This window comes from Chitinophaga sp. GbtcB8 (assembly GCF_019091455.1).
Taxonomy (GTDB): Bacteria; Bacteroidota; Bacteroidia; order Chitinophagales; family Chitinophagaceae; genus Chitinophaga.
In genome coordinates this window covers 47,123-73,092 of record NZ_JAGXJN010000026.1, presented here as the reverse complement: position 1 = coordinate 73,092, position 25,970 = coordinate 47,123, and the positions used below count along the sequence as shown (strand labels likewise).

The following is a 25,970-nucleotide window of genomic DNA, read 5'->3' as shown; positions in this document are numbered from 1 at the left end:
AAAGTAACGATTTATCTTCAGAGCGGCGCAACTCCCTGGCAAAGAGTGGTTACATTTTTGCTTGTTATGCCTGCAAAGAGCAGCCATGACCCATACAGCCCAGGGCAAATACTGGTCCGGCACCAGCGGCCTGGTACTGCCGGTACCCAATAAAAAGGCATTTCCACCGGCGTTCCGGGATAAAAGCCGGCTTACTTATTACAGCTCCCTGTTTAATAGTATAGAAATAAACAGCTCCTTTTATAAAGTGCCGCAAGCGGCCACTGTAGGCAAATGGGCAGCCAGCGTACCAGGGGATTTTGTTTTTACTTTTAAGCTGTGGAGAGAAATCACCCATGCCAAAGGATTTGTGTACGACCCGCAACAGGTGCTGCGCTTTATGCAAGTCATCAGCCCTGCCGGTACTAAAAAGGGATGCCTGCTCATACAATTTCCACCTTCTTTAACCATTGACAAATATGGCCAGGTGGAGGAATTGCTTGAGCTGTTGCAAAGTATAAACCCTGCGCATGGATGGAGGGTAGCATTGGAATTCCGGCATCCATCCTGGTACATAGGGGAGGTGTATGAGCTGGCAGACGAGCATGCGTGCAGTATTGTGCTGCATGATATTCCAAAATCAAGGAACCTACGGCTAAATAAACATGCTCCCTTTGTATACCTCCGCTTTCACGGACCAGCAGGGGATTATAAGGGGGGGTATACCAACACCCATTTGCAGGAACAGGCAAAACAGATCAAAACCTGGATGCAGGAAGGGAAGGAGGTATATGTTTATTTCAATAACACCATTGGAGATGCTATTCCCAATTTAATGACCCTGAACGGTTTGGTTTCTCCCAAATTCGCACAGAATTGCCCCTCAGATTTGTAGCGGATTTAAACAACAGGCATGAGTAAGGGTATATTTCGCAACAGGTTTTCTATCATCTGGCTGGTCACGGTTTTGTTCTTAGCGGTTTCTGTACTTACCCGCACAGTGCTTTTAATCAGCACGCCGGCCCCTGGCATTACGGCCGGGCAGTTTACGGGTCTCTTTTTTATTGGATTGCTGTATGATCTGTCAGTAGCCGCTTTTGTTATTATTCCTTTTGTATTGCAGCTGTGGCTTCAGAATGATGTAGTGTACAGGAAAAGCATGGCGCCTTTCGTTTGCCTTTTCTTTACCGGGCTTCTTGTGCTACTACTATTTACCAATCTTATTCCCAAAGATTATAGCCCGGAAGTATACAGGGCACTGGTATGGTATATTGTTATCCGCTTTGCCATTTACCTGTCCCTGTTCTTTATGCCTTACCGTTTCCGGATTTACTGGCGAATGGCGGTATTATTTGCCGGGCTTACACTGGTGGTTTTTCTAATGCTGCTGAATGCAGTAAGCGAGTGGTTTTTCTGGCAGGAGTTTTACAGCCGGTATAATTTCATTGCCGTTGACTACCTGGTGTATACCACTGAGGTGCTGGGCAATATTTCAGAATCTTACCCGGTTACCGCTATCTTAACCACGCTGGTGATCTTATCCCTGTTGATCGTAGTGCTTTTCAGACGGCCGCTGCGTAACAGCGTGCAGCAGCCTTTGCCTTTTGCAAAACGGTCTTTGCTGGCTATGGGATTGTTACTGGCGCCGCTGCTGCTGTATTACACACTGCAGGAGCAATGGCGGCATTTTAGCCATAATGAATATGCCAATTCCTTAGCCGGCAATGGCATTTATGAATTTGCCACTGCTTTTAAACAGAATGAGCTGGACTTTTATAAGTTCTATCAAACGCTGCCGGATGTTACTGCTTTTAAGGTATTACGGCAGCAGCTGCAGGTACCTAACAGCCATTTTATAAGTAATGATCCCTATAACATTGAAAGGGACATTACCTATGCGGAACCGGAAAGGAAGCTGAATGTAGTGCTGATCAGCGTAGAAAGCCTGAGCGCCGATTTCATGCGGGCCTTTGGCGGCACCAAGAATATAACGCCTTACCTGGATTCGCTGGCGCAGCAAAGCCTGCTCTTTACGCAGCTGTATTCCTCCGGTACCCGCACCGTACGGGGGCTGGAAGCCTTATCGCTTTCCATACCGCCCACACCCGGCCAAAGCATTGTAAAACGGCCAAATAATGCCCACCTGTTCTCCCTGGGCAGCGTATTACGTTCCAAAGGGTATACCACTCAATACCTGTACGGCGGTTACAGCTACTTCGATAACATGAAAACCTTTTTCGGCGGTAATGGTTATACCGTGATCGACCGCTCCGCCATACCCAAAGGCCAGGCGCATTACCAGAATATATGGGGCGTAGCAGATGAAGACCTGTTCACCCTGGCGCTGCATGTGCTGGACGCTAACAGCGCTGCCGGTAAACCCTTTTTTACACATATTATGACAGTGAGCAACCACCGCCCATTCACCTACCCGGCCGGAAGGATTGATATTCCCCCATCCATGCAAATAAGGGAAGGCGCTGTTAAGTATACGGATTATGCCATCAACAAATTTCTGCAGGAAGCCCGCCATAAAAAATGGTTTGACAGTACCCTTTTTGTAATTGTAGCAGACCATTGCGCCGGCAGTGCCGGTAGCGTTGAGCTGCCGGTAACCGGTTATCACATTCCCATGCTCATTTATGCGCCCAAATGGTTACCGCCGCAGCAGGTTAGCACGCTCACGGCGCAGATAGACGTAGCACCCACCATCCTGGGGCTCTTGAAGCTCCGGTACCGCTCTAAATTTTTTGGACTGGATGTGCTGAACATGCCCCTTGAAAAACAGCGCGCTTTCATCAGCACCTACCAGGGACTGGGTTATTTACGTAAGGGCAAGCTGGTAATACAATCGCCCGTAAGAAAGCTGAGTGAATACGTACCGGACCTGGTAACGGGTAATGCTACACCCGTGCCATTGAATGATACGCTTACCAGGGAGGCCATTGCCTATTACCAAAGTATTAGCTGGCTGCTGAAACATAAAAAACAATCGGAGTAACCGCTAGGGAAACAGTAATGAAAAAACGTGCCGCTGCGCCGTAAAGGAATACTTTAAGGTAAGGCCCGCCTGTGTGCAGATCTCCCGGATAATGGAAAGCCCGATACCGCCGCTGTTCTGATTATGCTGCTCTTCCTTGTAAAAACGCCTGAAAAGCCGGGTATCATCCAGCGGCTTTTCACTACCGGAGTTTTCCACTGTCAGGCAACCGGGTGTAAGGGTAATATAAAGCGCTCCGCCGGGAATATTATGCCGGGTAGCATTATTTAAAAGATGATTGAGCAGCACATCCATCAGCTCAGCGTTCATGCTAACGGTCACCGGCTCCAGCCGGATGGTAACCTCCAGGTTATTGTGATGCCATAATGCCTGCAGCTGTTGTACTTTCTCTTCTATTTTCTCTTTTACATTAACCGGTGCAACGCACCAGAACTGTTGATGCTCAATTTTTGCCAATTGCAGCAGCGACCGGTGTTCCTGCTGCATCCGGGTAATGGTAGCATGGAGGCGGTCTTTTAAAAAGATAAATTCATCCACATCCGTTTCCGGGAAGGAGGGAGGCTGTTTTTTGCGAAGGGACCATGAGGGCAGGGCGCCCGCCATTTCATAGAACGGCTGCCATAGTTTACGCAGCACCATCCGGTTAATTAAAACAGACAAAACTATGATCAGCAGCATAGCGGAAAAAGTAACGCCAACAATAACGCGTAATAAGGCCTGGGTTCCCTCCACCGGTTTAAAAATAGTAACCTGGTAATACTTACCCGCAAACGCATGGGTGTATACCAGCTGGCGGTACCCATGCACCTTTGCTTCCTCCGGATCATAACGGCCTACAAATGCCGGCAGGCTTTCCTCAGCTGCTGAGGGCACCTGTGCATAAAACACCTGCACATCGTCCAGGTCCTCAAAAGCCGGCAGGGTAGCATGTTTGGCAGCATAAGCTTCAATTTTCTGCCTTTTTTCCATAAGGTCCTCATCCAGCTCGTGGATCAGTATATGGTTCAGCAGCAGGTAATACACCACACCGGAAAGCAGCAGCAATGCCACCATTACGGTAAGATTAAGCCGGTTATATTCGGCAAAAAGTTTCATGTACCGGCAGTTTAAGGATTGACTTTAAAGCATTATGGCGCGCCAAACCTATACCCGGAATCTGAATACTTTCTGTAGGCGTATTTTTCTAGTGGAGGGGGTCTGTTTGTATTGTACAGAAGTATTAGCGGCAGATGCGCATTTAAGTTAGATAAGCTCCGCTCAGGCTTCACGCGGTTTTTTCTTTTCAAAGCTATACATCAGGTAACCTAAAGCCGGCAAAATAAAGATGCTGCCTATCAGCAGGGCCCAGGCCAGTGATATAATAACTTTTTCCTGCCCCTGGTGCTCAATAAGGGAAAGGTGCCCGCCGCCTTTCAGCAGCACAATATTGGGAAAGTGGCGGTAAGTAACTGCAAACAGGATCATACAAATTTCAAACCCGCCTAACAGCCGCACAATGATGGCTTTCCCGTGTGTAAGCCCGTACCACAGGAAAGGCAGCGACAAGCTGGCCGCTGCAATGGCAAAAATGCCGGGCGCCTTGCCAAACACCCATTCTGCCAGCGGAACATTTTCTTTAAAGGATGCAAGGAACACCAGCACCCCGCATAACACGGCAGATACGATCATCCACTTGGCTTTGCGGGCAAAGAACTGCCGGTCTTCGGTGCTATCCGTTTCCCCGATAATATAACCTGCTGCCAGGAAACCGCAGATGCATACGGTAAAAAATCCTACGGTTACTGAGAACCAGTTAAGCCAGCTGAAAATGTAGGCATGTAAAAAGTCCTGCGCCATCACATCCACATTCCGGGAAACAGTGCTGGCAGCAATAATACCCAGGAAAAAAGGCGTGATCACGCTGGAATAAATAAAAATGCGGTTGTATACCTTTTGCATATCATCCTTTACCGCATCATAATTGCGGAACACGAAAGCAGTACCGCGGGCAATGATGCCCAGCAGCATGGCGGTTAACGGAATGTGCAGGTACACGGATAAGGTAGCGTATATTTTTGGAAACCCTACGAACAGGATCACGATGGTAATGATCAGCCACATGTGGATGGCTTCCCATACCGGCCCAATGGCCTGGTACATGGTTTTGCGTGTGCGGCCACGGTTATTGCGCGAGGTAAAAAATTCAATGATACCCGCGCCAAAATCCGCCCCGCCTAACAGGAGATATAACAGGATGGCTGCCCAGAGATAAACAATAACTACGTACAGCATGGTCAGATGGCATTGATTGGTTCAGCAGAATGATCGTATAATTTACCCACCATGCTTATTTGCCGGTATAGCAAAAACGCCACAATGCAGGATAACGAAATATATACGGCCGTAAAAATGTAAAAGGAATAAAGGATCCCTGGCATAGGAGTAACGGCATGCACTGTACGCATAACGCCATAAATGATCCAGGGCTGCCGGCCTACCTCTGTTACCGTCCACCCGGCTTCTACGGCAATAAATCCCATGGGGGTGGCAATAGCAAAAAGCTTCAGCAGCCAGCGTTTTTCCAGCCAGCTTTTCTTTTTCCAGATGGTTATATAATACAATACGGAGATCAGCATCATAACAGTTCCCAGGCCCACCATCACCTGGAAGGCATAATGGGTAATGGCTACCGGCGGATGGTTTTCTTCCGGAATCCGATCCAGCCCGGTAACTTCTGCATGGAAATTGCCATGCGCCAGGAAACTCAGCGCACCGGGTATTTCAATAGCGTAGTTTACTTTTTTCTCTTTTTCATCCGGAATACCACCCAGGATAAGCGCTGCATTTTCTTCCGTTTTAAAATGCGCTTCCATAGCAGCCAGCTTAGCCGGCTGGCGTTTGGCCACATCCTTTGCAGAAATATCACCGCTCAAAGGCTGTAACAGGGCCGCTACTGTGGCAAATACCGCTGAAATGCGAAAGGCTCTTTTATGAAAGGTAACATGGCTTTTGCGCAGGATCATCAGCGCATGGATGCCAGCAACCGCAAAACCCGTGGAGGCAAAGGCGGCAATACTCATATGCAGGGCCTGGGAAAACCAGGCAACATTAAACATGGCCTTAATAGGATCAATGTTCAGGTACTGCCCGTTCACATAGTCAAACCCGGCAGGGCTGTTCATCCAGGCATTAGCGGCCACCACCAGTATACCGGATACCAGCCCGCTAACGCCAACCACAACACCGGTGAACCAATGGAACCAGCGGTTAAAGCGGTTCCAGCCATATAAAAAGAACCCTAAGGCTATTGCTTCTATAAAAAAGGCCGTGCCTTCCAGTGAAAAGGGCATCCCGAAAATAGGACCTGCATGTTCCATGAACTTAGGCCACAGCAAACCCAGCTCAAAAGACAATACGGTGCCGGATACCGCGCCGGTAGCAAAGAAAATAGCTACTCCCTTGCTCCAGGCCTTGGTAATATCCCGGTATACCTCATTGCCGGTTTTCAGCCATATGTAATGCGCCACCGCCATAAAGAAAGGCATTACCATGCCTATACAGGCAAAAATGATGTGAAAACCCAGCGACAAGGCCATTTGCGATCGGGCCGCAATAAAATCATCCATAAAGGAAAAAATTGAACCGATGCAAAAGTATCAATAATGCGGCCAGGAAGATATGATAAGTGTCAGTTTTGGGGGCGAAAATTATAAAAAGTACAGGATAGATGTTACTTTAATGGTTTGTAATAAGATAGGGACCATGAATAGTAAAAAGTCAACAACCTTCCTGTTTGTAGCAATAATCAGCATGCTCCTGGCTACTAACGGTTATGCACAAGTGAGCCATTTGAGCTGTGAGCACCTTTACCAGCCGCTGGGAATAGACAATCCTGATCCAAGATTATCCTGGGTGCTGGAAGATAACAGCCGCGGGGCTTTGCAAACTGCTTACCAGCTTATTATTGGTACGGATTCCGCTGCAGTGGCTGCCGGTAAAGGCGATAGCTGGACCACGCAAAAAGTAATGTCGGCCAGCAGCCTGGTAACTTATAATGGAAAAGCCCTGCAGCCTTTCACCAAATATTACTGGCGCGTGCAGCTGTGGGGGCAGGGCGGTAAAAAGATCAGCCCATCGGCCATCAGCAGCTTTGAAACCGGTATGATGGATATGCGCAGCTGGCAGGGCGCCTGGATCAGCGATAGCAAGGGCATTGCTGAAAAACCGGCGCCGTATTTCCGGCATACCTTTAATGTAAAAAAACAGATCCGTTCGGCAAGGGCCTATATTGCAGCCGCCGGCTTATATGAGCTGTATATTAACGGCAGCAAAACCGGCAATCACCGGCTGGATCCTATGTATACACGTTTTGACCGCCGTACGCTCTATGTTACCTACGATGTAACAGCCCAGCTGCAAAACGGAAATAACGCCATTGGCGTACTGCTGGGTAATGGCTGGTACAATCACCAGTCCACAGCCGTATGGTACTTTCACCTGGCGCCCTGGCGCGCACGGCCGGCCTTTTGCCTGGACCTGAAAATTACCTATGCCGATGGTACTACCGAAACCATTACCTCCGGCAAACAATGGAAAACAGCTTTAAGCCCGGTGATCTTTAACAGCATTTACACCGCAGAACATTATGATGCGCGTTTGGAACAACCGGGATGGAACACGGTTAATTTCGACGATAAAAAATGGGAGGAGGTAACACTCCGTTCCGCACCGTCCAAGAACATTGTTGCGCAAAACATGCAGCCCATCCGCAATGTGGAAACCATCCCTGCCAAAAGCATGAACAAGCTGTCCGATACCGTATATGTATTTGACCTGGGAAGAAATATTGCCGGCGTAAGCCAGCTTACAGTAAAAGGCGAAAGCGGTACGGTGCTCCGGCTCAAACATGCGGAGAAGCTAAACAAAGCCGGCCGTGCAGACCAGTCCAACATTGACATTCACTACCGGCCAACAGATGATAAAGACCCTTACCAGACCGACATCTTTATTTTAAAAGGGGAGGGGGAGGAAACCTTTATGCCCCGCTTTAACTACAAAGGTTTTCAGTATGTGGAGGTAACCGCCAGTAAACCGGTTACCCTCAGCAAGGAAAATCTTACCGGTTATTTCATGCACAGCGATGTGGCGCCTGTTGGGCATATCAGCTCATCCAGCAATACCATTAATAAGATCTGGGAAGCCACCAACGTTTCTTACCTGTCTAACTTGTTCGGCTATCCCACGGACTGCCCGCAGCGTGAAAAGAACGGCTGGACCGGCGATGCGCATATTGCCAGTGAAACCGGCCTGTATAATTTTGACGGTATCACCATCTATGAAAAATGGATGGGCGATCACCGCGATGAGCAGCAACCCAATGGTGTGCTGCCTTCCATTATTCCCACCGGCGGCTGGGGATATGAGTGGGGCAACGGTCCTGACTGGACCAGTACCGTGGCTATCATCCCCTGGAACCTGTATATTTTTTATAACGACAGCAAAGCGCTGAAAGATAATTATGAAAGCATAAAACGGTATGTGGATCATATTAATGAGCTGTATCCCACAGGGCTTACCACCTGGGGCCTGGGCGACTGGGTGCCGGTAAAATCTAAATCACCGGTTGAATTTACCTCCACCGCTTATTATTATGCAGATGTAAGCATACTGGCCAAAGCAGCTGCTTTATTCCACAATAAAACAGATGAAGCTACCTACACGGCGCTGGCATTGAAAATTAAAAATGCCTTTAACGCCAAGTATTTAAACACGGCCACTGGTATGTATGATAAAGGTTATCAAACGGAGCTAAGCGTGCCTCTGTACTGGGACCTGGCGCCTGCAGACCTGAAAGGTAAAATAGCTGCTAACCTGGCAGAAAGGGTAAAGCAGGATAACTACCACCTGGATGCCGGCATCTTAGGCGCAAAGGCCATCCTGGGCGCTTTAAGCGATAACGGTTTTGCAGATGTAGCTTACCGCATTGCCTCCCAGGAAACTTATCCCTCCTGGGGATGGTGGATCGTGAATGGCGCTACCAGCCTGTATGAGAACTGGGATATAGAAGCCAAATCAGATCTTTCCCTGAACCATATTATGTTTGGTGAAATAGGAGCCTGGTTGTATAAAGGCATTGGCGGTATAAAAGCCGATCCGCTGCAGCCCGGTTTTAAGAATGTGATCCTGGAACCCCACTTTGTTCCGGGACTGGATCATTTTGAGGCATCGCACTACGGGCCTTTTGGCAACATTGTTTCCAGCTGGAAAAAGGAGGGAGCTTACATTGTCTACAACGTAACTGTGCCTGCTAATTCCACGGCAACTGTTCACTTAACAGGGAAGGTTTATCTGGATGGAAAGCTGGTGCCTGCAACATATAAGATCTCATCAGGGAGCTACCGTTTTGAAATTAAATAATTACAGGTGTGCCATACCTTAAAGGTGTGGCACACTTATCACGACCTTACCGCGGGCCGTTTTTTTCTCCAATGCCTCATATGCCTGCTGAACAGATGAAAAGCTGTATTCAACCGCATCCACATAAGGTTTTAGCGCCCCCGCTTCAATAATAGCAGTGGCCTGCTGCAAAATATCACCATGATGTTTTTTATGTAAACCGGTGAGCAAAGGGCGCAGGGTAAAAACACCGGAATAGGTTGCCCCGCGGAAAGAAAGTGGCGCCAGGTTATGCGTACCCCATCCTAAGATGCTCAGCACATGGCCGGTATAAACTTTAGCCGCCAGGAAAGAGGCATCCAGCGTAGCGCCGCCCACCGTATCATAAACAATATCAAAGCCTTCACCGGCGGTATATTCCTGTACATAATCTGCAACCGCATATTTCGTATAGTCGATAGAGGTACCTCCCATGTTTTCCAGGAACGCAGTATCTTCCGGCGCAACGGTACCCCATACTTTTGCACCAAAATACCTGGCCAGCTGCACCACTACATTACCTACACCGCCAGCAGCACCCTGTACCAGCACGGTGTTGCCGGCCTTTACTTTAGCGTGGTCTACCAATCCTTCCCAGGCGGTAATGATGGTTAAGGGTAAAGCTGCTGCTTCCCGGAAACTAAGGTTCTTCGGTTTATGCGCCAGCAGCTCTGCATCTGCCGCAATATAAGCGGCTAAGGTGCCCGGATGCCCGCCTACGCCGCCCACGGCGCCATACACTTCATCACCTGGTTTAAATTGGGTAATGCCTTCTCCAACCTCCACAACTACGCCAGCCATATCCAGCCCCAGGATAGCAGGGGTGCTTACTTTTGCGTGGCCCGCTTCCCCGGCCTTTATTTTAAGATCCAGCGGATTTACGCCGCTTGCTTTTACCTGTACCAGCACCTGGCCTTTTTGAGCCCTGGGTTTCGGTACTTCCCTTAACTGCAGGTTTTGCTGAAAGTCTTCCAGCACTAAGGCCTGCATGGTTTGATCGTTCATATCATTTGATTTTGACCCTGCAAAGTTCGCGCTGTTTAAGGTAAAAAACGGAGTACTTTTACACCTAAACAGGGTAAGATCTTGTCATGGCAAAAGATACCTTACATAATACCTATGAGCTGGTGCTGAAAGAGCCCGCGGATGTGTGTCCCCGCGGTACGCACCAGGTAAGCTTTTTTGAGCTGGTGTACATTGTTTCCGGAACCGGTAAACAGCATATCAATAATAACACGGTACCTTATATGGCAGGTAACCTGTTCCTGTTGGCGCCGGACGATAGCCATGCGTTTATTTTTGAAACAACCACACAGTTATTCTTTATCCGCTTCACCCATATTTACCTGCGTGGCGGCGCTGCTTCCAAAGAGCAGCTGGAGAAAATGGAGATAATTTTAAACAATGCTAATAAGGAACCGGGATGTGTGATCAAAAAACAGGAAGATAAGGCAACGATGAAGGGTATTATGCAGGCATTGATCTATGAGCATCAGCATAACACTTTATACAGTAATGAGCTGATTGCACAGTACATACAAACCATACTGGTGATAGTGGTCAGGAACCTGTTATTATCTTTCCCGGAAGATGTAAATACGCAAAGCGACCGGAAAGTGCTGGAAATACTGCAATACGTACAGGCTAATATCTATTTCCCGGAAAAGCTGAAAGGGGCTGCTATCAGCAAAAAGTTTGGCATCTCTGAAACTTACCTGGGACGTTATTTCAGGAAAGAAACCAACGAAACCTTGCAGGAATATATTACCAGCTATAAGCTAAAGCTTATTGAAAACCGCCTCTCCCAAAGTGATATGCGCATCACGGAAATAGCAGATGAATTTGGCTTTACGGACAAAAGCCATTTGAACCGTTTCTTTAAGAAATTAAAAGGCGCCACGCCCTCCGTATACCGGAGCCAATCTTCTACAGAACCTTAATCGTTAATTATTAATTGCGGGCCCCACCTTGCTCTGATGAATATGCCCGTGAATAATTGCCGCAATCTGGTCCAGGGAGGCCAGCTGCATAGGGGGTAAGGTTTCACACGATTCCGGCAGCAGGGATCTCAGGTACTGTGATACTTTTACCCCTTCCGGTGTTATGCTGGTACTGGGCATGGCCAGGCTTTCCGGCGCAATTTCCGGGTTCTGGCGTAATACTTCGGCCAGTAAGCAGTATAAATTGCGGATAGCTTCATCATCCTTCTCCACCGGGAAAGAGGCTACATATGCCTTGCTCATTCTGCTCCGGATGGTGCTAATGCCAATGCCGATGTCAAAAAGCCGGGCAAAAACACACAGCTCATATTCACCGATGCGGACAATGTTAAATTGCAGGTTCTCGATATCATGCTTGTATATCATAGGTATGGGTTGTACTCTAATATACAACATATTATTAATATTTACATACTTTAATAAAAATAATTTGCCCGGGAAAATAACGGCCGTACCTGCTGGCCCATAATTTGAAGGGGGAAAGAAATGGAAAACACCAAAACATCTTTCTTTTACAGGAACAGCCTGAGCATCCTATTGCTGTCTATGATGCTGCTGTTCTGGTCATTCCAGTTTATTACCGGCTGGATCCAGCACAATAAAGACCTGGAAGAACATCAGCAGCCGGCACTCTCCGCCGCACAATACATTACCAGCGGACATTTTATATCTGCCACCTTTGAGAACTGGGAAAGTGAATTTTTACAGATGGCCATTTACGTAGTGCTGACCGTTGGCTTCCGGCAAAAAGGCTCTTCAGAATCTAAAAGGCTGAAAGATGAACCAGGGGCAGGAGAGGAAGAGGTGGACCGGAAACCGCAGCCACGGCCGGATGCGCCCTGGCCGGTACGTAAAGGCGGCATATGGCTGGCAATTTATCAGCACTCCTTATCCCTTACATTTGCGCTATTATTCCTTTTATCTTTCTGGATGCATTTTTTAGGAAGCCTCAAAGATTATAATGAAGAGCAGCTCATTAAAGGCCAGCCCACTATGGCAGCAGGTGAATACCTGGGCGATGCGCATTTTTGGTTTGAGTCGTTCCAGAACTGGCAAAGCGAATTTCTGGCGGTTGCCGCCATTGTGCTGCTTTCCATCTGGCTCCGGCAAAAGGGATCACCGGAGTCCAAACCGGTGGATGCGCCCCATTCCGAAACGGGGAAATAATGCACAGCTGCTTAACTTACCAATATCCACAATGATCCAATGAAAGCAATCCCTTAATTCTATTTTCAGTTGTATATTTAGCGCAATTAACCCAATGTACGTTATGATCAAATGTAAAACCCTGTTAGTTATTCTATTTCCGCTGATAGCGCTTAGCAGCCATGCCCAGGTGAAACTGGCTACCGGAGCCAAAGACCGGGCCTCCTGGGTAAAAGCCTTACAGCGTATTGCATACCCCGTAATTCACAACCTTGCAAATAATACGCTGCAAAAGAACATGCCGCTGGAAATGGGACCGGGATATACCAACCAGGTAAAACAGGTCACTTACCTGGAAGCGCTGGGCAGAACACTGGCCGGCGTAGCTCCCTGGCTTGCGCTGCCGGACGATAATACTGCCGAAGGCACACTCCGTAAAAAAATGCGTATGGAAGTTTTGCAGGCATTAGCCAATGCCGCGGATACTACCGGGCCGGATTTTATAAATTTTGATATCCCTGCCGGCCAGCCCATTGTGGATGCAGCTTTCCTGGCACATGCCTTTATACGCGCGCCCAAAGCTTTATGGGAGCCGCTGAGTCAGAAAACAAAACAACATTACATTAACAGCTTTAAAACCCTGCGTAACCGCGCCGCCGCTTACAGCAACTGGCTTTTGTTTGCCGGCATTACAGAAGGGTTCCTGTTAAGCATTGGCGAATCCTATGACCCTGCGCGGATACAATTTGCCGTAAATAAAATGCGTGAATGGTATGTGGGTGACGGCTGGTATTCTGACGGTGAAAAATTCAGCATGGACTATTACAATTCATTTGTTATTCATCCCATGCTGGTGGATCTTTTAAAGATCTTATCCGATAACAAAAAGGCAAAAAAAGAGGAGTATGACCAGGCAGTAAAACGGATGGCGCGCCATGCAGAATACCTGGAACGCATTATTGCGCCGGATGGCAGCTTTCCTGTTTATGGAAGATCTATGACCTACCGTAGCGGCGCTTTCCAGGCGCTGGCGCAAACAGTGCTGCTGGAACAGCTGCCGGAGTTTCTAACGCCAGGGCAGGTACGCAGCGCACTTACACAGGTGATCCGCAAGCTGTACGATGGTAACCAGAACTTTGACCCCAGTAACTGGCTGGTGCTGGGTTTTAACGGCCACCAGCCGGAACTGGCCGATACCTATACATCAACCGGCAGCCTGTATATGGCCACCCTGGCCTTTTTACCGTTAGGATTGCCTGCTGAAAATACCTTCTGGACAGCAGCACCAGCGCCATGGACCTCCGCAAAAATATGGACCGGCAAACCCGCTAAAAAAGATTATAGAGTGGGTTATTAAAAATATTTAGCGCCGCTCAAACCGCCCGGTTTTTTCTTTGATCCTGATGCGGTATACAACAGGCCTTATAACTGGTGCAGGCGTTTCCTGCTGCAGCTCGCCGCTCATTTCCGGTATGCCGGCAGTTTCGCTTACGTTCTGGTGTATGAGGCGGCTCACTAAAAATTTCATGGCATAATATCTTTCCCGCGGGTCGGTTATCTCTTCATAGCTGCCCCACAGCACCACACTGCGCCAATTGGCATGATCATCAATTTCATCTACCTGGAAACATACCTCCGGGTGCTGCCGCATCATGTTTATTTTTAAACCTTCCCTGGAATGCGCCAGCAGGTAATTTCCGTTAAAGGCAAAGCTGATGGGTACTATGTACATCTTTTCAGCATTGCTGCAGCCAATGCGGCCGGTGATATTACGTGACAGTACTTCGTCAATCTCCTGTGTGGTTAAGGTTCCTAACATCGCTTTTAGTTTTATTAAAGCTAAACCCTGCTGCAACCGGCAACAATGACGGTCATCAGCCACTAAGCTGATCATCATAAGGAGTGATCACAATCAGCAGCCGGCCTGAGTTCCGTCATTTTACAGCGCCTGCATCGGCGGTAATTTAGCACCATGAGATCCCACCTGTGCAATACACAGGTTTTCCTGACCTAAAAGAATTTTTTATGCAAAAGGTATTATACGTAACCGATGCTGTACGGTTCAACAAACAAAGTTTTGATTTTGCCTGCGCCCTGTGCAACATCAATGGCGCTATGCTCACAGGTATCTTCCTTGAAAACCTTGACCAGGATGACAGCGCCTGGGATGTTATCCGGGAAACACCGTTTAGTGTGCTTACGCAGGAAGCGGCTGTAATGGAAAAAAGAAAAGCTTATTGTGAGGAAAATATCCGGTACTTTAATGAAACCTGTGCCCTCAGGGGCATTAGTCATCATGCGCACCGTAACAGGGGCCTGCCTATTCTTGAAGTAGTAAGTGAAAGCCGTTATGCTGACCTGATCATTGTAGATGCGGCTACCACGTTTGCCGAAACGCACCATACAGTGCCCTCCAGTTTTGTGAAGGACTTACTAAAGCAGTCAGAGTGCCCGGTGGTAATAGCGCCTGATGGTTTTGAGAGTATTGAGGAAGTGATCTTTACCTGCGATAACAGCCGCGCTGCTATGTTTGCTATTAAACAATTCACCTATCTTTTCCCGCAGCTGCATCACCGTAAAGCTGTGCTGCTGAATGTTTCAGAACCCGGTAAAACGTTGGGAGAGGACAAATACAAGCTCAAAGAATGGCTGAAAGCACACTATAATAATATTGAGCTGGTGCTGCTGGAAGATAGTAATGTGAAAGCCCGGCTGCTGGAATACCTGTTAAAACAAAAGAAGGTATTTATTGTAATGGGCGCTTATGGCCGCAGCACCCTTTCTAACCTGCTATCACCCAGCCATGCAGCGCCGGTGGTAAAGCTGGCAACACAGCCGGTGTTTATTGCACATCCGTAAACTTACAGAGCCTCACAATATCTTCACCGGCAGATGCAGCTTTGCATCTGCCGTGAAATTTCCGAATATTTTCTGTGGTTACTTTCCCAGCGCAGCACTTACCTGCCGGTAAGCCTTCAGGTATTTATTTAAGCGGGTTATGTCTTTTTCCTTTACTTCCGGCATGCGCCGCAGGTCCATATTATCGGTGAGGTCGTTCAGCTTTACCAGGCAGGCCAGCCGGTTAGGCAGAATGCGGGCCGTGAAATGGTCGTAGTCTTCATCTTCCGACAGCTTGGTAACACAGCGCAGCGCTTCCAGTATCTCCGGGCTAAAACCTTCCGCAGCCAGCTGTTCAAAAGTCCAGCTGGTATCTTCCACAACATCATGCAGCACGCCGCAGATCTTTTCTTCTTCCGTTCTGCCCAGGTTCATTACCCGCATCACATGGCCAATGTAGGGCGCGCCATACTTATCTGTTTGCCCCTTATGTGCGTCAATGGCTATTTCAATTGCTTTCTGGAGTGTCATGCTATAAATATAAGTAACTATCAAATAATACCTGCCATTGATGAACATTTAATCCTAGTGAGGAAACAGACAAAGAGGTCGTAATAGGTGATCTGCAGGATGATATTGAAGACATTTACAAGGATGTCAAGCGTTTCCTGCTCTTATGGGATACCGGCACTGAGGCTGCAAAGGAAAATGCCTGCGGGGATCTTAAATTTCTTTTTGTCCATCATTGGGGCGACCACTGCGCCAATGCCTTGTATGCCATTTACTACTTTCTCCAAAAAGATCCGCAACAATGATAACTATTTAAACGCACCCGCATAATCCCTTGCAAACATCCCAAAATCCCGTGCAGGCCTGCCCGTTACTTCCTCAATACTGTTAGCAACAACAGCCGCTTCACCACGCGCATAATGCGCATAATCCTCTATTAAACCATCTGCCTGCCAGGCGGGAAAGCCCACGCCATCCAGCGCATGCCGCATATCCTCAGGGGTTACATCAATAAACCGGATAGTACGGCCCAGTACATTGGAAAGCTGTGCTGCTATCTCCGCATGTGTAATAGCTGCAGGGCCGGTAAGGTTGTATGTTTTGTTGTGATGGTCATTGCTGGTTAGCGCTGCAACAGCAACAGCGGCAATATCCCGTATATCCACCATGCTGATCCTGGCATTGCCAATAGCGGCAAAAAAGGCGTTTTTATGCACAATCGTATCGCGGAAGCCTAATAATCCCTGCATAAATAAATTAGGCCGCAGGAAAGTATACGCCATGCCCGGCCGCTGAATGGCTTCTTCCACCACCGCATGGTAACGCAGGAAACGTACCGGCGAATCTTTGGCAGCTGCAAACTGCGAGAGCTTTACTATATGCTGTACACCGGCTTCCTGTGCCGCCTTTACAAAATTAAGCTGCTGGGTTTCCGCCTGTTCAGAGGAACTGGTGAGCAGGAATGCTTTTTCTATTCCCTGTAAAGCCTGCTGCAGGCTGGCCGGATCGTTCAGATCGCCGGTTATAAGTGTCGCGCCACTTAAAGCGGCTAATGCCTCCGTACCTTTCAATGACCGTACCATGGCCCGGAAAGGCACGCCATGTGCGGATAATTGCTTTGCTAATTCAGATCCAATATTGCCGGTAGCGCCGGTGATCAAAATATTTGCTGACATAAAGTATGTTTTATTATGCCTCAAAATTACCGGTTATGCCCTGCGCAGAATTGTAAGAAAACGAAAACGCACCATGCCATTACAGCATAGTGCGCTCGTATATAACACCTGAAACTTATTTTACGGCCAGCAGCTCTACTGCCTCAATTACTGGTTTTTGCGCCAGCAGCTCCGGCGCTTTTTCCATTAACGCTTTGGCAATAGGGCCGGACAGGTGCGCCTGCCGCCCGTTGTCATCGTTAAACGTATCAAAAACGCCAAAGGTGGATGGGCCTATCTGCAAAGCAAACCATTGAATAGTGCCCGTTTCTTCCTGGGCTAAAGGCAATGCGCTTTTCAGAAAAGCCGCTACTTCCTGTTCCTTACCTGGTTTGGCTTCCAGTCTTACCAATAATGCAAATTTAGTCATGGTACGTTTTTTTATGTGGATGGATCTTTAGCTGTGTCCCTGGGACTTTACCTGGAAAGCCGGTTTCATTTTATCGCCCATGGCCTTTTGCAGCTTCTGCACTTTTGGTACAGATACCGCTTGTATATACGGGCTTTCAGGATGCAGCCGGTAATAACCCTGGTGATAGTTCTCCGCAGGATAAAATACCTTGAAAGGCACCACCTGCGTTACAATGGGATTGGCGTAATGGTGTGATGCATTTACTTTTGCCACCACCTCCATTAATGTTTTGTGCTCTTCCGGGCTGCGGAAAAAAGCTACGGAGCGGTAATCCATCCCTACATCCGGTCCCTGCCGGTTCAGCGTGGTAGGGTCATGCGCATAAAAGAAGGCTTCTGCCAGCGTTGCATAGTCAATTACCGTAGGATCATAATACACCTGCACAGATTCTGCATGGCCGGTTTTATCCGATCCTACCTCTTCATAGGTAGGCCATTTAGTGCTGCCACCGGAATAACCGGATACTACTTTATTCACACCCTTTAATTCAGACAACCCTTCTGATAAGCTCCAGAAACAGCCACCGGCAAAGGTTGCTACCATTTCGCCTTTACGGGGTGATGGCAGGTGCGCAAAATTATCATCCACCCCAGACTGGCCATAAGTACAACCGTATAAAAACAGCAGCACAGTTATATATTGCATCAATCGTTTCATCCGTTTATTTTTTTTCTGCTTTCACAAATTTTAACGCGTAAGAGTTCATGCAGTAACGCTTGCCGGTAGGCGGGGGGCCATCGTCAAATACATGCCCTAAATGCAGTCCGGTGCTGCGTTCCACTACTTCCTCACGTTCCATACCGAAGGAATTATCTTTAACAACCATAATGGCATCCGGATTAATAGGTTTATAAAAGCTGGGCCAGCCGGTGCCGGATTCAAACTTGGTATCGGAGCTGAATAAGGGTTTGCCGGTGGCGGCGCTCACGTAAACGCCTTTCTGGTGATTGTTCCAGTAAGGGTTATTGAACGGCCTTTCAGTACCCCTGTTCACCATAATCTCAAATGCTTCAGGTGTCAGGATCTTTTTCCAGTATTCGGCCGGATGGGCCTCCGGGAAAGTTTTTACATCCGGCGTTTGCTGTCCGCAGGCAGCAGTTACCAGCAACACCAGGAAGGAGCATACTAATTTGAACGTTTTTAATTTCATATGTTACTGTTTTTAAGATAAAGTTGGCAGGGCCTCATAACCCTGAGTAATAATCATATCCCTGTTCCGCCCAATAGTCGGGCGGCCTTTCATTACTAAAGCTGATAGTGCCAATGCGTTTCAGGTTCTTAATACCGTACTTCACGGGAATAATGAGCCGCAGCGGCGCGCCATGTTCCGGCCGCAGGGGCTGCTCATTCATTTCATACGCCAGCAGGGTTTGCGGATGCAGCGCACTGGCCATATCCAGCCCTACATAATATTCTTCGTTAGGGGTGGCCATGCCTACGTACTGCATGCGGGCCTGGTCCTGCAAACCATAATGTGTTATAAAATCCGAAAATTTTACACCTGCCCAATGCTGGATCTGGTCCCAGCCTACCACACATTTAAAGTCAAAGATCAGCTCAGATTTTGGCAGGGCCCGCAACTCATCCAGGCTAAGCTGCAGGGTTTCCTTCGGGCTTTTTATTACTGCCAGCTGCCAGCCCTGCGGGTTAAATCCTTTATCGTCAATGCCAATATCCCCATTCACGCGCACCCGTTTGGCCGCCATGCGTTTGGGATAGGTTTTAACGGGATGGTTATTGCTGAAAATGCGGCGAAAGAACAGTTCTGTTTTATTTAGCGCACGGCGTAAGGGTTTGCTGGCGCCGGCCGTAATACCGGGCGTTTCTTCCGGCGCATTGTACAACCATTTCCAGCTGCCGAACAGCGCCCCGCCCACAACAAAAAAGGTGGTAAAGGAAATAAAGTTGCGCCGGTTGATCTTTTGCTGAACCGTGAGCTCCGGCTTATTCTTTTTATGGTTTGCCTGTTGCATGATCGTCTGTTTTAAGATGATCGAATGATCTTTCCTCCACTTCAAAACCCGACACTACTGAACGGAAATTGTTCCACCCTGCCAGGATCACCTGCACCACATGTATCACAAAAAATAACACGTACCCAATGGTTAATGCAAAGTGCAGGATGCGTGCAAAGTGGTACCCGCCGCATAACCAGCAAAGCCAGTACAGCTGCGCCGGTTTGTAAATAGCCAGCCCGGTGGCTACGGAGCCTATGCCCATAATAATAATGGCCGTATAGGCAATGCGCTGGGCCGCGTTGTACTTGTTTTGCGGCGGAATGGTCTTGCGGATGTGCAGATCGTGCAGCAGCACCAGCCAGGCCTCTTTAAAGGAGTGCCGGTTGGGCAGCAGCTGCCGCCAGGCGCCGGAGAAAATGGTGTACAGCACATACAGGAAACCATTCAGCATAAAGAACCACATCAACAAAAAATGAAAAGCCATGCCCTCTGCCAGGCGATGCGGTACATGCAGCAGCTGGTAAAACCACTCCGGGAAAAAACGGATCAGTGTACGGCCGCCCAGCGTAATGGTATACACATCATTAGCCCAGTATATTAATAACCCGCTCCAGATCATCAGCGCCAGCACCGGGAAGTTGATCCAGTGGGTCCAGCGCATCAGCAAAGCGTGTTTTTCTTTCATGACTTTCATATGCAAATAGTTACGTTATTTTAACGCAGATAGTTCATGTTTTGTTCCTGCCGTCTTTAACATAATTCTAACAGTTTCATCCTTACCTGGTTAGCTTTATACTATTAGACGAACAACTATTGCTATCCTGACAAAATTTTCCTGAAATATTAACAGGTAATTCCAGCGCAGGATTACAGGCGGCTAAAAAAATATTTTTAAAAAGTTGTAAGGTTTGGCAAATGTCAGCGTCTATACAGTAAATGTTCACCAAAAAACAAACATCATGAAACATCCAATCCTGAATGCAACCATTGGTAAAGGCCTGCTGGCCGCTGTAATAGCCGCTTGTTTTACTATACAGGCACAGGCACAGCAACCGCAAAAAGACACCGCTAAAATGTCGCACAGCAAAATGGGCAAAATGCAGGACAGCAAAATGAGCCCTAAGAAAATGGATAAAATGTCTGACGACAAAAAAATGACCAAAATGTCTGATGATAAAAAGATGGATAAAATGTCCGGTGGAAAAATGAAAAAAAAGCCCGCAGGCAAAATGTAAGCCGTCAACCCTAAACTAACAGATCATGAAAAACTTAACCATGCTGTGTTTCATCCTTCTTTGCTGCGTACAGGTCTTTGCGCAAAGCGGGCTTAAAAGCGGAACCAAAGCGCCGGACTTTTCCGGTACCGACAATAACGGCAAAACAGTAGCGCTGGATCAGCTGTTACAAAAAAACAAAGCGGTTGTATTATTCTTTTACCGCGGGCAATGGTGCCCCTATTGCAACAAACACATCCAGGAGCTGCAGGATTCCCTGCACCTGCTTACCGCCAAAGGCGCCTATGTAGTAGGCGTAACACCGGAAACAGCGGGTAATATTGACAAAACCATTGAGAAAACGCATGCGTCTTTTTCCATTATCCAGGATAAAGGTTACCAGATCATGAAAGCATATGATGTAAATTATGTGCTGGACCAAAATACCGTTACCCAATACAAGAACTGGCATGTGGACCTGGAGGAGATCAATGGTAATAAGGACCATGTGCTGCCCGTACCCGCCACGTACATCATAGACAATACCGGTAAGATCACTTTTGTGCAGTTTGATAAAGATTACCGGAAACGGGCTTCTGTAGCGGACCTGCTGCATGCGCTGCCCTAGTTCCTGAAAACATTTACGGCTCAAATAACTGCCTGTTTTGCATACCCGCAAAGCAGGGTAGGGAAAGTATGCCTTACACTTTTACAAGCAACAATCACCTAAAAAACTACCTACGTATGAACACTTTTAAAAAACTACATTTCTGGCCGGCCATTGCGCTGCTGCCCCTTGCTTTTACAGCCTGCAATAAAGACGATGATCATAATCCGCCTGCTGATAAGAAAACAACCATCACGGTGGAGAATGTTTTGAAATCGCAACCCTTGGTGGAATCCGGCACCTTCCAGGGTACGGGCACCCCGCCGGTAATACTCCCCGGCCAGTCTGTATCCATCCAGTTCTCAGCCGCAAAAGGGGAAGCGCTCAGCTTTGCAACCATGTACGGCTGGTCTAACGACCTGTTTTTTGCGCCTGCTAACCCAGGCATTGCAGTATATGATATGAAAGGCATGCCTATTGAAGGCGATGTATCTTCCCAAATAAAGCTCTGGGATAACGGTACCCGCATCAATCAAAAACCCGGCGCCACAGTAAACCATCCCGGCACAGCCGACACTAAGAATATTACAGAAGTAAAAGGCATGGATGCACAGGGCAATACCTACCTGGATGCTTCCAAGCTGGTAAAGGCCACCTTAAAATATAATGGCAATTCCATGTTCACCTTAACACTGCAAAATACCTCCGGCGGCACCGCTAATGAAACACCATTAAGCCCCGGTGTTTGGGCAGTATCCTACATTGTGGGCGGTAACCTGCTGAATGGCGCTCCCCTATATACCAGCGGCCAGCCTACGGCTAATGGCTTAACCAACATTGCAGAAATGGGCGATAATGCAGCATTGTATAATTATATAAAAGGCATTACCGGAATTTTCACACCGCTTTCACCCATACTGGTAGTGGTGTACAACGGTATAGACAACCCCATTTACAAAACCGGTGAAAATGACCGTGGGCAAGGCTTACGGCTGTTAGCCCAGCAAGGTAATGCAGATACGCTGGCTGCTGCGCTAAAAGGCATGAAAGGCGTAAAGGCAGTATATGTATTACCCGCACCCAGCACCAAGGTATTGCTGCCCGTAATTAACGGACAGGCAGGCAGTAAAGTTTCACAGGAGCTTAGCGTGGGTAGTGGCGACCGCGTAGCAATAGCCACTATGTACGGTTTCTCTAACGACTGGTTCTTTGCATCTGCAGGTAATGGGGTAGATGCTATGCAGAAAGGTGATATCTCCACCAGCATACAATTATATGATGATGGCACTGCCGTGGATCAATTTCCCGGCGCCGGTATTACCCAGTTTAACCTGGCCGGAACACCGCTGCAGGAAAGCAAACCCATTGCAGCCATACCTAACCCCAATGCGTTTACCACGCTGCCGGCCATACAGGATATTATTCACGTAACACTTCAGTAGGTAGTAATATAGATACAGTTAACCAACCAGCCGGTGCCTGCCCCTAATGGGCGGGTACCGGTATTTTTATGCATGCTGCCAACCATTGCCTGGCTCTCTTGTTATTACCTGGAAAGAGGCGTAAAATGTCGGATACCCCCCTTTTTATGTCGTGTTCACAACCTGTATCAATAACTGCTTGCATCTATATTTGTACCTGTAAACATTAAACCTACAGCAAAATGAAAAAGATCAACATTATCTTCTGGATCTCCACTGGCTTGCTCGCCTTACTGATGGGAGTAGGCTCCATTTCCAATGTGCTGAAACAACCTGAAGCCGTTGCCCTGTTCCAGCATTTAGGGTACCCCGTGTATTTATTACCCTTTTTAGGTGTAGCTAAGATATTAGGCGTTATTACCATTCTTGTACCGGGTTTCCCGCGGTTAAAGGAATGGGCTTATGCCGGTTTAACTTTTGACCTGGCAGGTGCTATGTACTCCGGCATTTGCGTAGATGGCGCCGGACCGGGTGTGCTGGTGTTCCTGATAGGTTTTGGCCTCATTGCCCTTTCCTACATTTACCATCACAAAAAACAAAAAGCAGCCCTGCTGAAGGTAATGGCATAGTAACCACACAAAAAGTTTACCCGATGTATACTCCTGTATTCAATATGGTAGAAGTGTTTAAGACCAATGTACAGCAGGCCGCGCATGCAGAAAAGCTGGTATCCTTACTACACCGGCATTTCCCCGGCAGTAAAGTAAATTTTGACCTGGAAGATTGTGACCGCATACTGCGCGTGGAAGGAGGATCCTTTGCCGCTGAAAAAATACAAACACTGGTAGCTGCATATGGTTTTACCTGCCATGTGCTGGAATAACTCCGGCTTTCCAGGCACGGTATAATGCCGGCATACAATGCCCGCAGGGGCGGTAACCCGCAGCAATAGCCTCCTGTTCCGTAGCAAAAAAGGTCCGGTTGGCTGCTTTCATTTGTTTGCCGGAAACACAGGAAAGCAGTCTGTAAATACGCAGCTTTTTATTTCCGCCAAACCTGATATTTCCGCTGCGTATCAGCGACCGGACCTTTTTATCACTTAACTGTACATGCGCTATCATACCCATCAGGTTTGCGCATCATGAAATATAATTCCCAGCGTATAGCGCTGCCCGTTATGCAGGGGGCTTACGCCATGTTTCATATTTACCCGGTAATATCCCTTACTGCCTTTTACCGGCCTGAAGTTGGTGGTGAACAGCAGCATATCACCCCGCCGGGGCTGCAGCACATTGGCTTTGGACTGCGCCCTGGGTATTTGCTCCGTAAGCACAAACTCACCGCCCGTATAATCTTCTCCGGGTTCATTCAGAAATAATACGGCCTGCATAGGAAAATATACATCCCCATACAGGTCCTGGTGCAGGGTATTAAAACCGCCTTCGCCATATTTAAGGATAAGGATGGTGGGTTGTGTTTGGCCGTGCTCCTTACAAAGTGCCTGTAAGACGGTATGGGCAGCAGGAAAGGTTTGTGGAATGTTCAGTACTTCCATCCATTTATTGGCAATGGGTACCAGGTACGGATATACGGTTTGGCGGATGGTGGTGATCAGATCGGGCAGGGGATAGCGGAAATATTTATATTCTCCTTTACCAAAGCGGTAACGCTCCATGGTAATAGTTTTGCGGTAGGTGTTATCCGCTTCGTAAGCCTCTATTAAAGTGTCGCATTCTTTTTTGTTCAGCACACCCGGTACCAGGGCGTAACCCTGCTCATGTAAATGGGTGGCAGTCCGGGTCCAGTCTTTTGCCTGCAGGCGCTCAATGATCGTTTGCATATGGTAGTACTTTCCTGTAAAAGTACCCCTGCCTGTTATCTATGAAAACCCGGATCTTGCGGTTATTACCTTGCTACAGAAACCGCAATATAACGGCCGTTAATGTTCATGCCTTCCAGCTCCTGCATAGCCCTGCTGGCTTCCGCTTCCTGCAACATTTCTACAAACCCGTATCCGCAGGAATGGCCGGTAACATTGTTAAAGATCACCTTACAGGAAATAACCCTGCCATAAGTGGAGAAGATCTTTTGCAGCACAGCAGCAGTGGTATGTGACATTAAATTGGAAACACGCAGATTCATAAAAGTGGAAGTTTATAAATGATTTGAATTACTATGGGGTGTTTTGAACAGCTAAAGATCCGATACAAATGAAGAGTTTTATAAATAGGCGATGAAGATACTGAAAATTATGCTAATTACCTCATAATACAGATTAAATATACCATATATCTGCATTTTTCAGGGATATATACACTGTATCGCCGGATTTAGCGGTGGAATGCATGGTTTTAAGGGTAATGTTATCTTTAGGTAAAGCCACTTCCAGCTCATAATAACCGCCGTAAAAGGTAACGGTATCTACTTTCCCTTTAATGGTTTTATCATCATTCCGGGTATTGAGCACAAGGTCCTCCGGGCGTACAAAAAGCAGTTTTCCTTTGGGCGGCGGGCCGGCCAGCCAAGCCTTGGCGGTGGCGCTTTCCAGCAGGTTATACTTACCCAGCAAACCCGCCGCATAGGTATTCAGCGGCTGGTAATATACCTGTTGCGGGGCGCCCCGCTGTATTATTACCCCATCTTTCATGAGCATCACCTCATCTGCCCAGGAAAGTATATCCTGCGGATCATGGGAAATGAGCATGCAGGTAATGTTCATCTGCTCCCCAATATCCCGGATCACGGTTTTCAGCAGGTTCTTATGGATCATGTCCAGGTTGGAGTAGGGCTCATACAGCAGCAGCAGCGGCGGGGCCGTGCCCAGTAAGCGCGCCAGGGCAATACGCTGCTTTTCCCCGCCGGAGAGCTGGTCTGTACGGCGCTGCAGCAAATGCGTAATACGGCAAATATCGTAGATCTCTTTGGCTGCTTCGGGCTCCAGCAGGTTCACCCGTTCCAGCACTTCTGCCACGCTGTAGTTATTCCGCAGCTCAAAATGCTGGGAAAGGTAGGCAATATGCGGGTGCCCGGGCAGCAATACCTCATGCGGCCCCTTTACCCGCTGATCCTCAAACAGCACCAGGCCTTCATCTACCGGCACCAGGCCTGCTATCATTTTCAGCAGGGTGCTTTTACCGGAGCCGGTTTCCCCGGCAATAGCTATTTTATGAAAAGGTTGTAATGTAAAGCTGACATCGTTTACTACCAGCGCACCCTGTTGTTGTTTACGGAGATTTGATACCGTTAAAAAGCTCAT

General features: G+C 47.9%; 29 protein-coding genes and 1 pseudogene. 13 read left to right on the top strand and 17 right to left on the bottom strand.

What is annotated here, in order from left to right:
* Positions 1-85: 85 nt before the first annotated feature.
* Together KVT36_RS21090 and KVT36_RS21085 are read left to right on the top strand one after the other, a co-directional pair.
* A complete protein-coding gene (locus tag KVT36_RS21090) occupies positions 86-874 on the top strand; it encodes a DUF72 domain-containing protein (RefSeq protein WP_217605424.1) in 789 nt (262 codons plus the stop codon).
* Positions 875-892: 18 nt separating this feature from the next.
* On the top strand, positions 893-2,980 hold the full coding sequence (locus KVT36_RS21085; protein WP_217605423.1) for an LTA synthase family protein: 2,088 nt from the start codon (positions 893-895) through the stop codon (positions 2,978-2,980).
* A 3-nt stretch (positions 2,981-2,983) separates the two neighbouring features.
* On the opposite strand, the gene KVT36_RS21080 is transcribed toward KVT36_RS21085, so the two are convergent.
* The 3 genes from KVT36_RS21080 to KVT36_RS21070 all read right to left on the bottom strand — a co-directional run bounded on the left by KVT36_RS21080 (position 2,984) and on the right by KVT36_RS21070 (position 6,585).
* Positions 2,984-4,075 carry an ATP-binding protein gene (locus KVT36_RS21080; protein ID WP_217605422.1) on the bottom strand — a complete coding sequence of 364 codons (1,092 nt, stop codon included), beginning with the start codon at positions 4,073-4,075 and terminating at the stop codon, positions 2,984-2,986.
* Positions 4,076-4,237: 162 nt separating this feature from the next.
* Positions 4,238-5,251: a cytochrome d ubiquinol oxidase subunit II gene (locus KVT36_RS21075; protein ID WP_217605421.1), complete on the bottom strand. Its 1,014-nt coding sequence runs from the start codon at positions 5,249-5,251 to the stop codon at positions 4,238-4,240.
* Positions 5,252-5,253: 2 nt separating this feature from the next.
* Complete coding sequence (locus KVT36_RS21070) at positions 5,254-6,585, bottom strand: cytochrome ubiquinol oxidase subunit I (protein ID WP_217605420.1); 1,332 nt, start codon at positions 6,583-6,585, stop codon at positions 5,254-5,256.
* 136 nt (positions 6,586-6,721) lie between these two features.
* On the opposite strand from KVT36_RS21070, the gene KVT36_RS21065 reads away from it, so the two are divergent.
* Positions 6,722-9,376, top strand: a complete 2,655-nt coding sequence (locus tag KVT36_RS21065) for an alpha-L-rhamnosidase (protein WP_254640126.1) — start codon at positions 6,722-6,724, stop codon at positions 9,374-9,376.
* Positions 9,377-9,394: 18 nt separating this feature from the next.
* Here KVT36_RS21065 and KVT36_RS21060 read toward each other — a convergent pair whose 3' ends face one another.
* Positions 9,395-10,399: a zinc-dependent alcohol dehydrogenase family protein gene (locus tag KVT36_RS21060; RefSeq protein ID WP_254640125.1), complete on the bottom strand. Its 1,005-nt coding sequence runs from the start codon at positions 10,397-10,399 to the stop codon at positions 9,395-9,397.
* A gap of 86 nt (positions 10,400-10,485) precedes the next feature.
* Between KVT36_RS21060 and KVT36_RS21055 the strand changes: the two genes are divergently transcribed.
* A complete protein-coding gene (locus KVT36_RS21055; RefSeq protein WP_217605419.1) occupies positions 10,486-11,334 on the top strand; it encodes an AraC family transcriptional regulator in 849 nt (282 codons plus the stop codon).
* A gap of 3 nt (positions 11,335-11,337) precedes the next feature.
* Here KVT36_RS21055 and KVT36_RS21050 read toward each other — a convergent pair whose 3' ends face one another.
* The gene (locus KVT36_RS21050; RefSeq protein WP_217605418.1) at positions 11,338-11,760 is read right to left on the bottom strand and encodes a hypothetical protein; all 423 of its coding nucleotides are present in this window, start codon (positions 11,758-11,760) and stop codon (positions 11,338-11,340) included.
* A 120-nt stretch (positions 11,761-11,880) separates the two neighbouring features.
* Here KVT36_RS21050 and KVT36_RS21045 point away from each other — a divergent pair, with 120 nt between their 5' ends.
* Positions 11,881-12,561 (top strand): DUF6766 family protein, encoded by a 681-nt coding sequence (locus tag KVT36_RS21045; protein WP_217605417.1) that lies wholly within the window; start codon positions 11,881-11,883, stop codon positions 12,559-12,561.
* A 103-nt stretch (positions 12,562-12,664) separates the two neighbouring features.
* Entirely contained in the window at positions 12,665-13,897 is a 1,233-nt protein-coding gene (locus KVT36_RS21040) for a DUF2264 domain-containing protein (RefSeq protein ID WP_254640124.1), read from the top strand.
* Between the two features lie 6 nt (positions 13,898-13,903).
* Here KVT36_RS21040 and KVT36_RS21035 read toward each other — a convergent pair whose 3' ends face one another.
* Complete coding sequence (locus KVT36_RS21035) at positions 13,904-14,359, bottom strand: pyridoxamine 5'-phosphate oxidase family protein (RefSeq protein ID WP_217605415.1); 456 nt, start codon at positions 14,357-14,359, stop codon at positions 13,904-13,906.
* Positions 14,360-14,565: 206 nt separating this feature from the next.
* Between KVT36_RS21035 and KVT36_RS21030 the strand changes: the two genes are divergently transcribed.
* Complete coding sequence (locus tag KVT36_RS21030; RefSeq protein WP_217605414.1) at positions 14,566-15,399, top strand: hypothetical protein; 834 nt, start codon at positions 14,566-14,568, stop codon at positions 15,397-15,399.
* A 78-nt stretch (positions 15,400-15,477) separates the two neighbouring features.
* Here KVT36_RS21030 and KVT36_RS21025 read toward each other — a convergent pair whose 3' ends face one another.
* Complete coding sequence (locus KVT36_RS21025) at positions 15,478-15,909, bottom strand: phosphohydrolase (protein WP_217605413.1); 432 nt, start codon at positions 15,907-15,909, stop codon at positions 15,478-15,480.
* 59 nt (positions 15,910-15,968) lie between these two features.
* Here KVT36_RS21025 and KVT36_RS33245 point away from each other — a divergent pair.
* Positions 15,969-16,193, top strand: a pseudogene (locus KVT36_RS33245) (DUF5063 domain-containing protein); the annotation flags it as partial.
* Between the two features lie 3 nt (positions 16,194-16,196).
* Here the strand turns inward: KVT36_RS33245 and KVT36_RS21015 are convergent.
* The 6 genes from KVT36_RS21015 to KVT36_RS20990 form a co-directional block, all read right to left on the bottom strand.
* The gene (locus tag KVT36_RS21015) at positions 16,197-17,063 is read right to left on the bottom strand and encodes an SDR family oxidoreductase (protein ID WP_217605412.1); all 867 of its coding nucleotides are present in this window, start codon (positions 17,061-17,063) and stop codon (positions 16,197-16,199) included.
* 115 nt (positions 17,064-17,178) lie between these two features.
* Positions 17,179-17,472, bottom strand: a complete 294-nt coding sequence (locus KVT36_RS21010; RefSeq protein WP_217605411.1) for a putative quinol monooxygenase — start codon at positions 17,470-17,472, stop codon at positions 17,179-17,181.
* A 27-nt stretch (positions 17,473-17,499) separates the two neighbouring features.
* A complete protein-coding gene (msrA, locus tag KVT36_RS21005) occupies positions 17,500-18,171 on the bottom strand; it encodes a peptide-methionine (S)-S-oxide reductase MsrA (protein ID WP_217605410.1) in 672 nt (223 codons plus the stop codon).
* Between the two features lie 4 nt (positions 18,172-18,175).
* Positions 18,176-18,664 (bottom strand): peptide-methionine (R)-S-oxide reductase MsrB, encoded by a 489-nt coding sequence (msrB, locus tag KVT36_RS21000; RefSeq protein WP_217605409.1) that lies wholly within the window; start codon positions 18,662-18,664, stop codon positions 18,176-18,178.
* A gap of 34 nt (positions 18,665-18,698) precedes the next feature.
* A complete protein-coding gene (locus KVT36_RS20995; RefSeq protein WP_217605408.1) occupies positions 18,699-19,487 on the bottom strand; it encodes a molybdopterin-dependent oxidoreductase in 789 nt (262 codons plus the stop codon).
* On the bottom strand, positions 19,468-20,166 hold the full coding sequence (locus tag KVT36_RS20990) for a cytochrome b/b6 domain-containing protein (protein ID WP_254640123.1): 699 nt from the start codon (positions 20,164-20,166) through the stop codon (positions 19,468-19,470). Before KVT36_RS20990 ends, KVT36_RS20995 begins: the two co-directional genes overlap by 20 nt.
* A 265-nt stretch (positions 20,167-20,431) precedes the next feature.
* Between KVT36_RS20990 and KVT36_RS20985 the strand changes: the two genes are divergently transcribed.
* The 5 genes from KVT36_RS20985 to KVT36_RS20965 all read left to right on the top strand — a co-directional run bounded on the left by KVT36_RS20985 (position 20,432) and on the right by KVT36_RS20965 (position 23,597).
* A complete protein-coding gene (locus KVT36_RS20985; RefSeq protein ID WP_217605407.1) occupies positions 20,432-20,707 on the top strand; it encodes a hypothetical protein in 276 nt (91 codons plus the stop codon).
* 25 nt (positions 20,708-20,732) lie between these two features.
* Positions 20,733-21,314 carry a peroxiredoxin-like family protein gene (locus KVT36_RS20980; RefSeq protein WP_217605406.1) on the top strand — a complete coding sequence of 194 codons (582 nt, stop codon included), beginning with the start codon at positions 20,733-20,735 and terminating at the stop codon, positions 21,312-21,314.
* A 116-nt stretch (positions 21,315-21,430) separates the two neighbouring features.
* Positions 21,431-22,735, top strand: a complete 1,305-nt coding sequence (locus KVT36_RS20975; protein WP_217605405.1) for a spondin domain-containing protein — start codon at positions 21,431-21,433, stop codon at positions 22,733-22,735.
* Positions 22,736-22,956: 221 nt separating this feature from the next.
* Entirely contained in the window at positions 22,957-23,343 is a 387-nt protein-coding gene (locus KVT36_RS20970) for a DoxX family protein (RefSeq protein ID WP_217605404.1), read from the top strand.
* 23 nt (positions 23,344-23,366) lie between these two features.
* Positions 23,367-23,597: a hypothetical protein gene (locus tag KVT36_RS20965; protein WP_254640122.1), complete on the top strand. Its 231-nt coding sequence runs from the start codon at positions 23,367-23,369 to the stop codon at positions 23,595-23,597.
* Here the strand turns inward: KVT36_RS20965 and KVT36_RS20960 are convergent.
* From KVT36_RS20960 to KVT36_RS20945, 4 genes are all read right to left on the bottom strand, one after another.
* Complete coding sequence (locus KVT36_RS20960) at positions 23,575-23,835, bottom strand: Ada metal-binding domain-containing protein (protein ID WP_217605403.1); 261 nt, start codon at positions 23,833-23,835, stop codon at positions 23,575-23,577. The two genes, KVT36_RS20965 and KVT36_RS20960, sit on opposite strands and share 23 nt — an antisense overlap.
* A 5-nt stretch (positions 23,836-23,840) precedes the next feature.
* Positions 23,841-24,554 carry a 2OG-Fe(II) oxygenase gene (locus KVT36_RS20955; RefSeq protein ID WP_217605402.1) on the bottom strand — a complete coding sequence of 238 codons (714 nt, stop codon included), beginning with the start codon at positions 24,552-24,554 and terminating at the stop codon, positions 23,841-23,843.
* A 65-nt stretch (positions 24,555-24,619) separates the two neighbouring features.
* Positions 24,620-24,856 (bottom strand): RNA-binding protein, encoded by a 237-nt coding sequence (locus KVT36_RS20950; protein ID WP_217605401.1) that lies wholly within the window; start codon positions 24,854-24,856, stop codon positions 24,620-24,622.
* A gap of 133 nt (positions 24,857-24,989) precedes the next feature.
* Positions 24,990-25,970, bottom strand: a complete 981-nt coding sequence (locus tag KVT36_RS20945) for an ABC transporter ATP-binding protein (RefSeq protein WP_217605400.1) — start codon at positions 25,968-25,970, stop codon at positions 24,990-24,992.

What these genes read in the sequence shown, in the direction of transcription:
- KVT36_RS21090 (WP_217605424.1), top strand. Translation starts at nt 86, where the DNA reads ATGACCCATACAGCCCAGGGCAAATACTGGTCCGGCACCAGCGGCCTG.
- KVT36_RS21085 (WP_217605423.1), top strand. Translation starts at nt 893, where the DNA reads ATGAGTAAGGGTATATTTCGCAACAGGTTTTCTATCATCTGGCTGGTC.
- KVT36_RS21080 (WP_217605422.1), bottom strand. Translation starts at nt 4,075, where the DNA reads ATGAAACTTTTTGCCGAATATAACCGGCTTAATCTTACCGTAATGGTG.
- KVT36_RS21075 (WP_217605421.1), bottom strand. Translation starts at nt 5,251, where the DNA reads ATGCTGTACGTAGTTATTGTTTATCTCTGGGCAGCCATCCTGTTATAT.
- KVT36_RS21070 (WP_217605420.1), bottom strand. Translation starts at nt 6,585, where the DNA reads ATGGATGATTTTATTGCGGCCCGATCGCAAATGGCCTTGTCGCTGGGT.
- KVT36_RS21065 (WP_254640126.1), top strand. Translation starts at nt 6,722, where the DNA reads ATGAATAGTAAAAAGTCAACAACCTTCCTGTTTGTAGCAATAATCAGC.
- KVT36_RS21060 (WP_254640125.1), bottom strand. Translation starts at nt 10,399, where the DNA reads ATGAACGATCAAACCATGCAGGCCTTAGTGCTGGAAGACTTTCAGCAA.
- KVT36_RS21055 (WP_217605419.1), top strand. Translation starts at nt 10,486, where the DNA reads ATGGCAAAAGATACCTTACATAATACCTATGAGCTGGTGCTGAAAGAG.
- KVT36_RS21050 (WP_217605418.1), bottom strand. Translation starts at nt 11,760, where the DNA reads ATGATATACAAGCATGATATCGAGAACCTGCAATTTAACATTGTCCGC.
- KVT36_RS21045 (WP_217605417.1), top strand. Translation starts at nt 11,881, where the DNA reads ATGGAAAACACCAAAACATCTTTCTTTTACAGGAACAGCCTGAGCATC.
- KVT36_RS21040 (WP_254640124.1), top strand. Translation starts at nt 12,665, where the DNA reads ATGATCAAATGTAAAACCCTGTTAGTTATTCTATTTCCGCTGATAGCG.
- KVT36_RS21035 (WP_217605415.1), bottom strand. Translation starts at nt 14,359, where the DNA reads ATGTTAGGAACCTTAACCACACAGGAGATTGACGAAGTACTGTCACGT.
- KVT36_RS21030 (WP_217605414.1), top strand. Translation starts at nt 14,566, where the DNA reads ATGCAAAAGGTATTATACGTAACCGATGCTGTACGGTTCAACAAACAA.
- KVT36_RS21025 (WP_217605413.1), bottom strand. Translation starts at nt 15,909, where the DNA reads ATGACACTCCAGAAAGCAATTGAAATAGCCATTGACGCACATAAGGGG.
- KVT36_RS21015 (WP_217605412.1), bottom strand. Translation starts at nt 17,063, where the DNA reads ATGTCAGCAAATATTTTGATCACCGGCGCTACCGGCAATATTGGATCT.
- KVT36_RS21010 (WP_217605411.1), bottom strand. Translation starts at nt 17,472, where the DNA reads ATGACTAAATTTGCATTATTGGTAAGACTGGAAGCCAAACCAGGTAAG.
- msrA (WP_217605410.1), bottom strand. Translation starts at nt 18,171, where the DNA reads ATGAAACGATTGATGCAATATATAACTGTGCTGCTGTTTTTATACGGT.
- msrB (WP_217605409.1), bottom strand. Translation starts at nt 18,664, where the DNA reads ATGAAATTAAAAACGTTCAAATTAGTATGCTCCTTCCTGGTGTTGCTG.
- KVT36_RS20995 (WP_217605408.1), bottom strand. Translation starts at nt 19,487, where the DNA reads ATGCAACAGGCAAACCATAAAAAGAATAAGCCGGAGCTCACGGTTCAG.
- KVT36_RS20990 (WP_254640123.1), bottom strand. Translation starts at nt 20,166, where the DNA reads ATGAAAGTCATGAAAGAAAAACACGCTTTGCTGATGCGCTGGACCCAC.
- KVT36_RS20985 (WP_217605407.1), top strand. Translation starts at nt 20,432, where the DNA reads ATGAAACATCCAATCCTGAATGCAACCATTGGTAAAGGCCTGCTGGCC.
- KVT36_RS20980 (WP_217605406.1), top strand. Translation starts at nt 20,733, where the DNA reads ATGAAAAACTTAACCATGCTGTGTTTCATCCTTCTTTGCTGCGTACAG.
- KVT36_RS20975 (WP_217605405.1), top strand. Translation starts at nt 21,431, where the DNA reads ATGAACACTTTTAAAAAACTACATTTCTGGCCGGCCATTGCGCTGCTG.
- KVT36_RS20970 (WP_217605404.1), top strand. Translation starts at nt 22,957, where the DNA reads ATGAAAAAGATCAACATTATCTTCTGGATCTCCACTGGCTTGCTCGCC.
- KVT36_RS20965 (WP_254640122.1), top strand. Translation starts at nt 23,367, where the DNA reads ATGTATACTCCTGTATTCAATATGGTAGAAGTGTTTAAGACCAATGTA.
- KVT36_RS20960 (WP_217605403.1), bottom strand. Translation starts at nt 23,835, where the DNA reads ATGATAGCGCATGTACAGTTAAGTGATAAAAAGGTCCGGTCGCTGATA.
- KVT36_RS20955 (WP_217605402.1), bottom strand. Translation starts at nt 24,554, where the DNA reads ATGCAAACGATCATTGAGCGCCTGCAGGCAAAAGACTGGACCCGGACT.
- KVT36_RS20950 (WP_217605401.1), bottom strand. Translation starts at nt 24,856, where the DNA reads ATGAATCTGCGTGTTTCCAATTTAATGTCACATACCACTGCTGCTGTG.
- KVT36_RS20945 (WP_217605400.1), bottom strand. Translation starts at nt 25,970, where the DNA reads ATGAGCTTTTTAACGGTATCAAATCTCCGTAAACAACAACAGGGTGCG.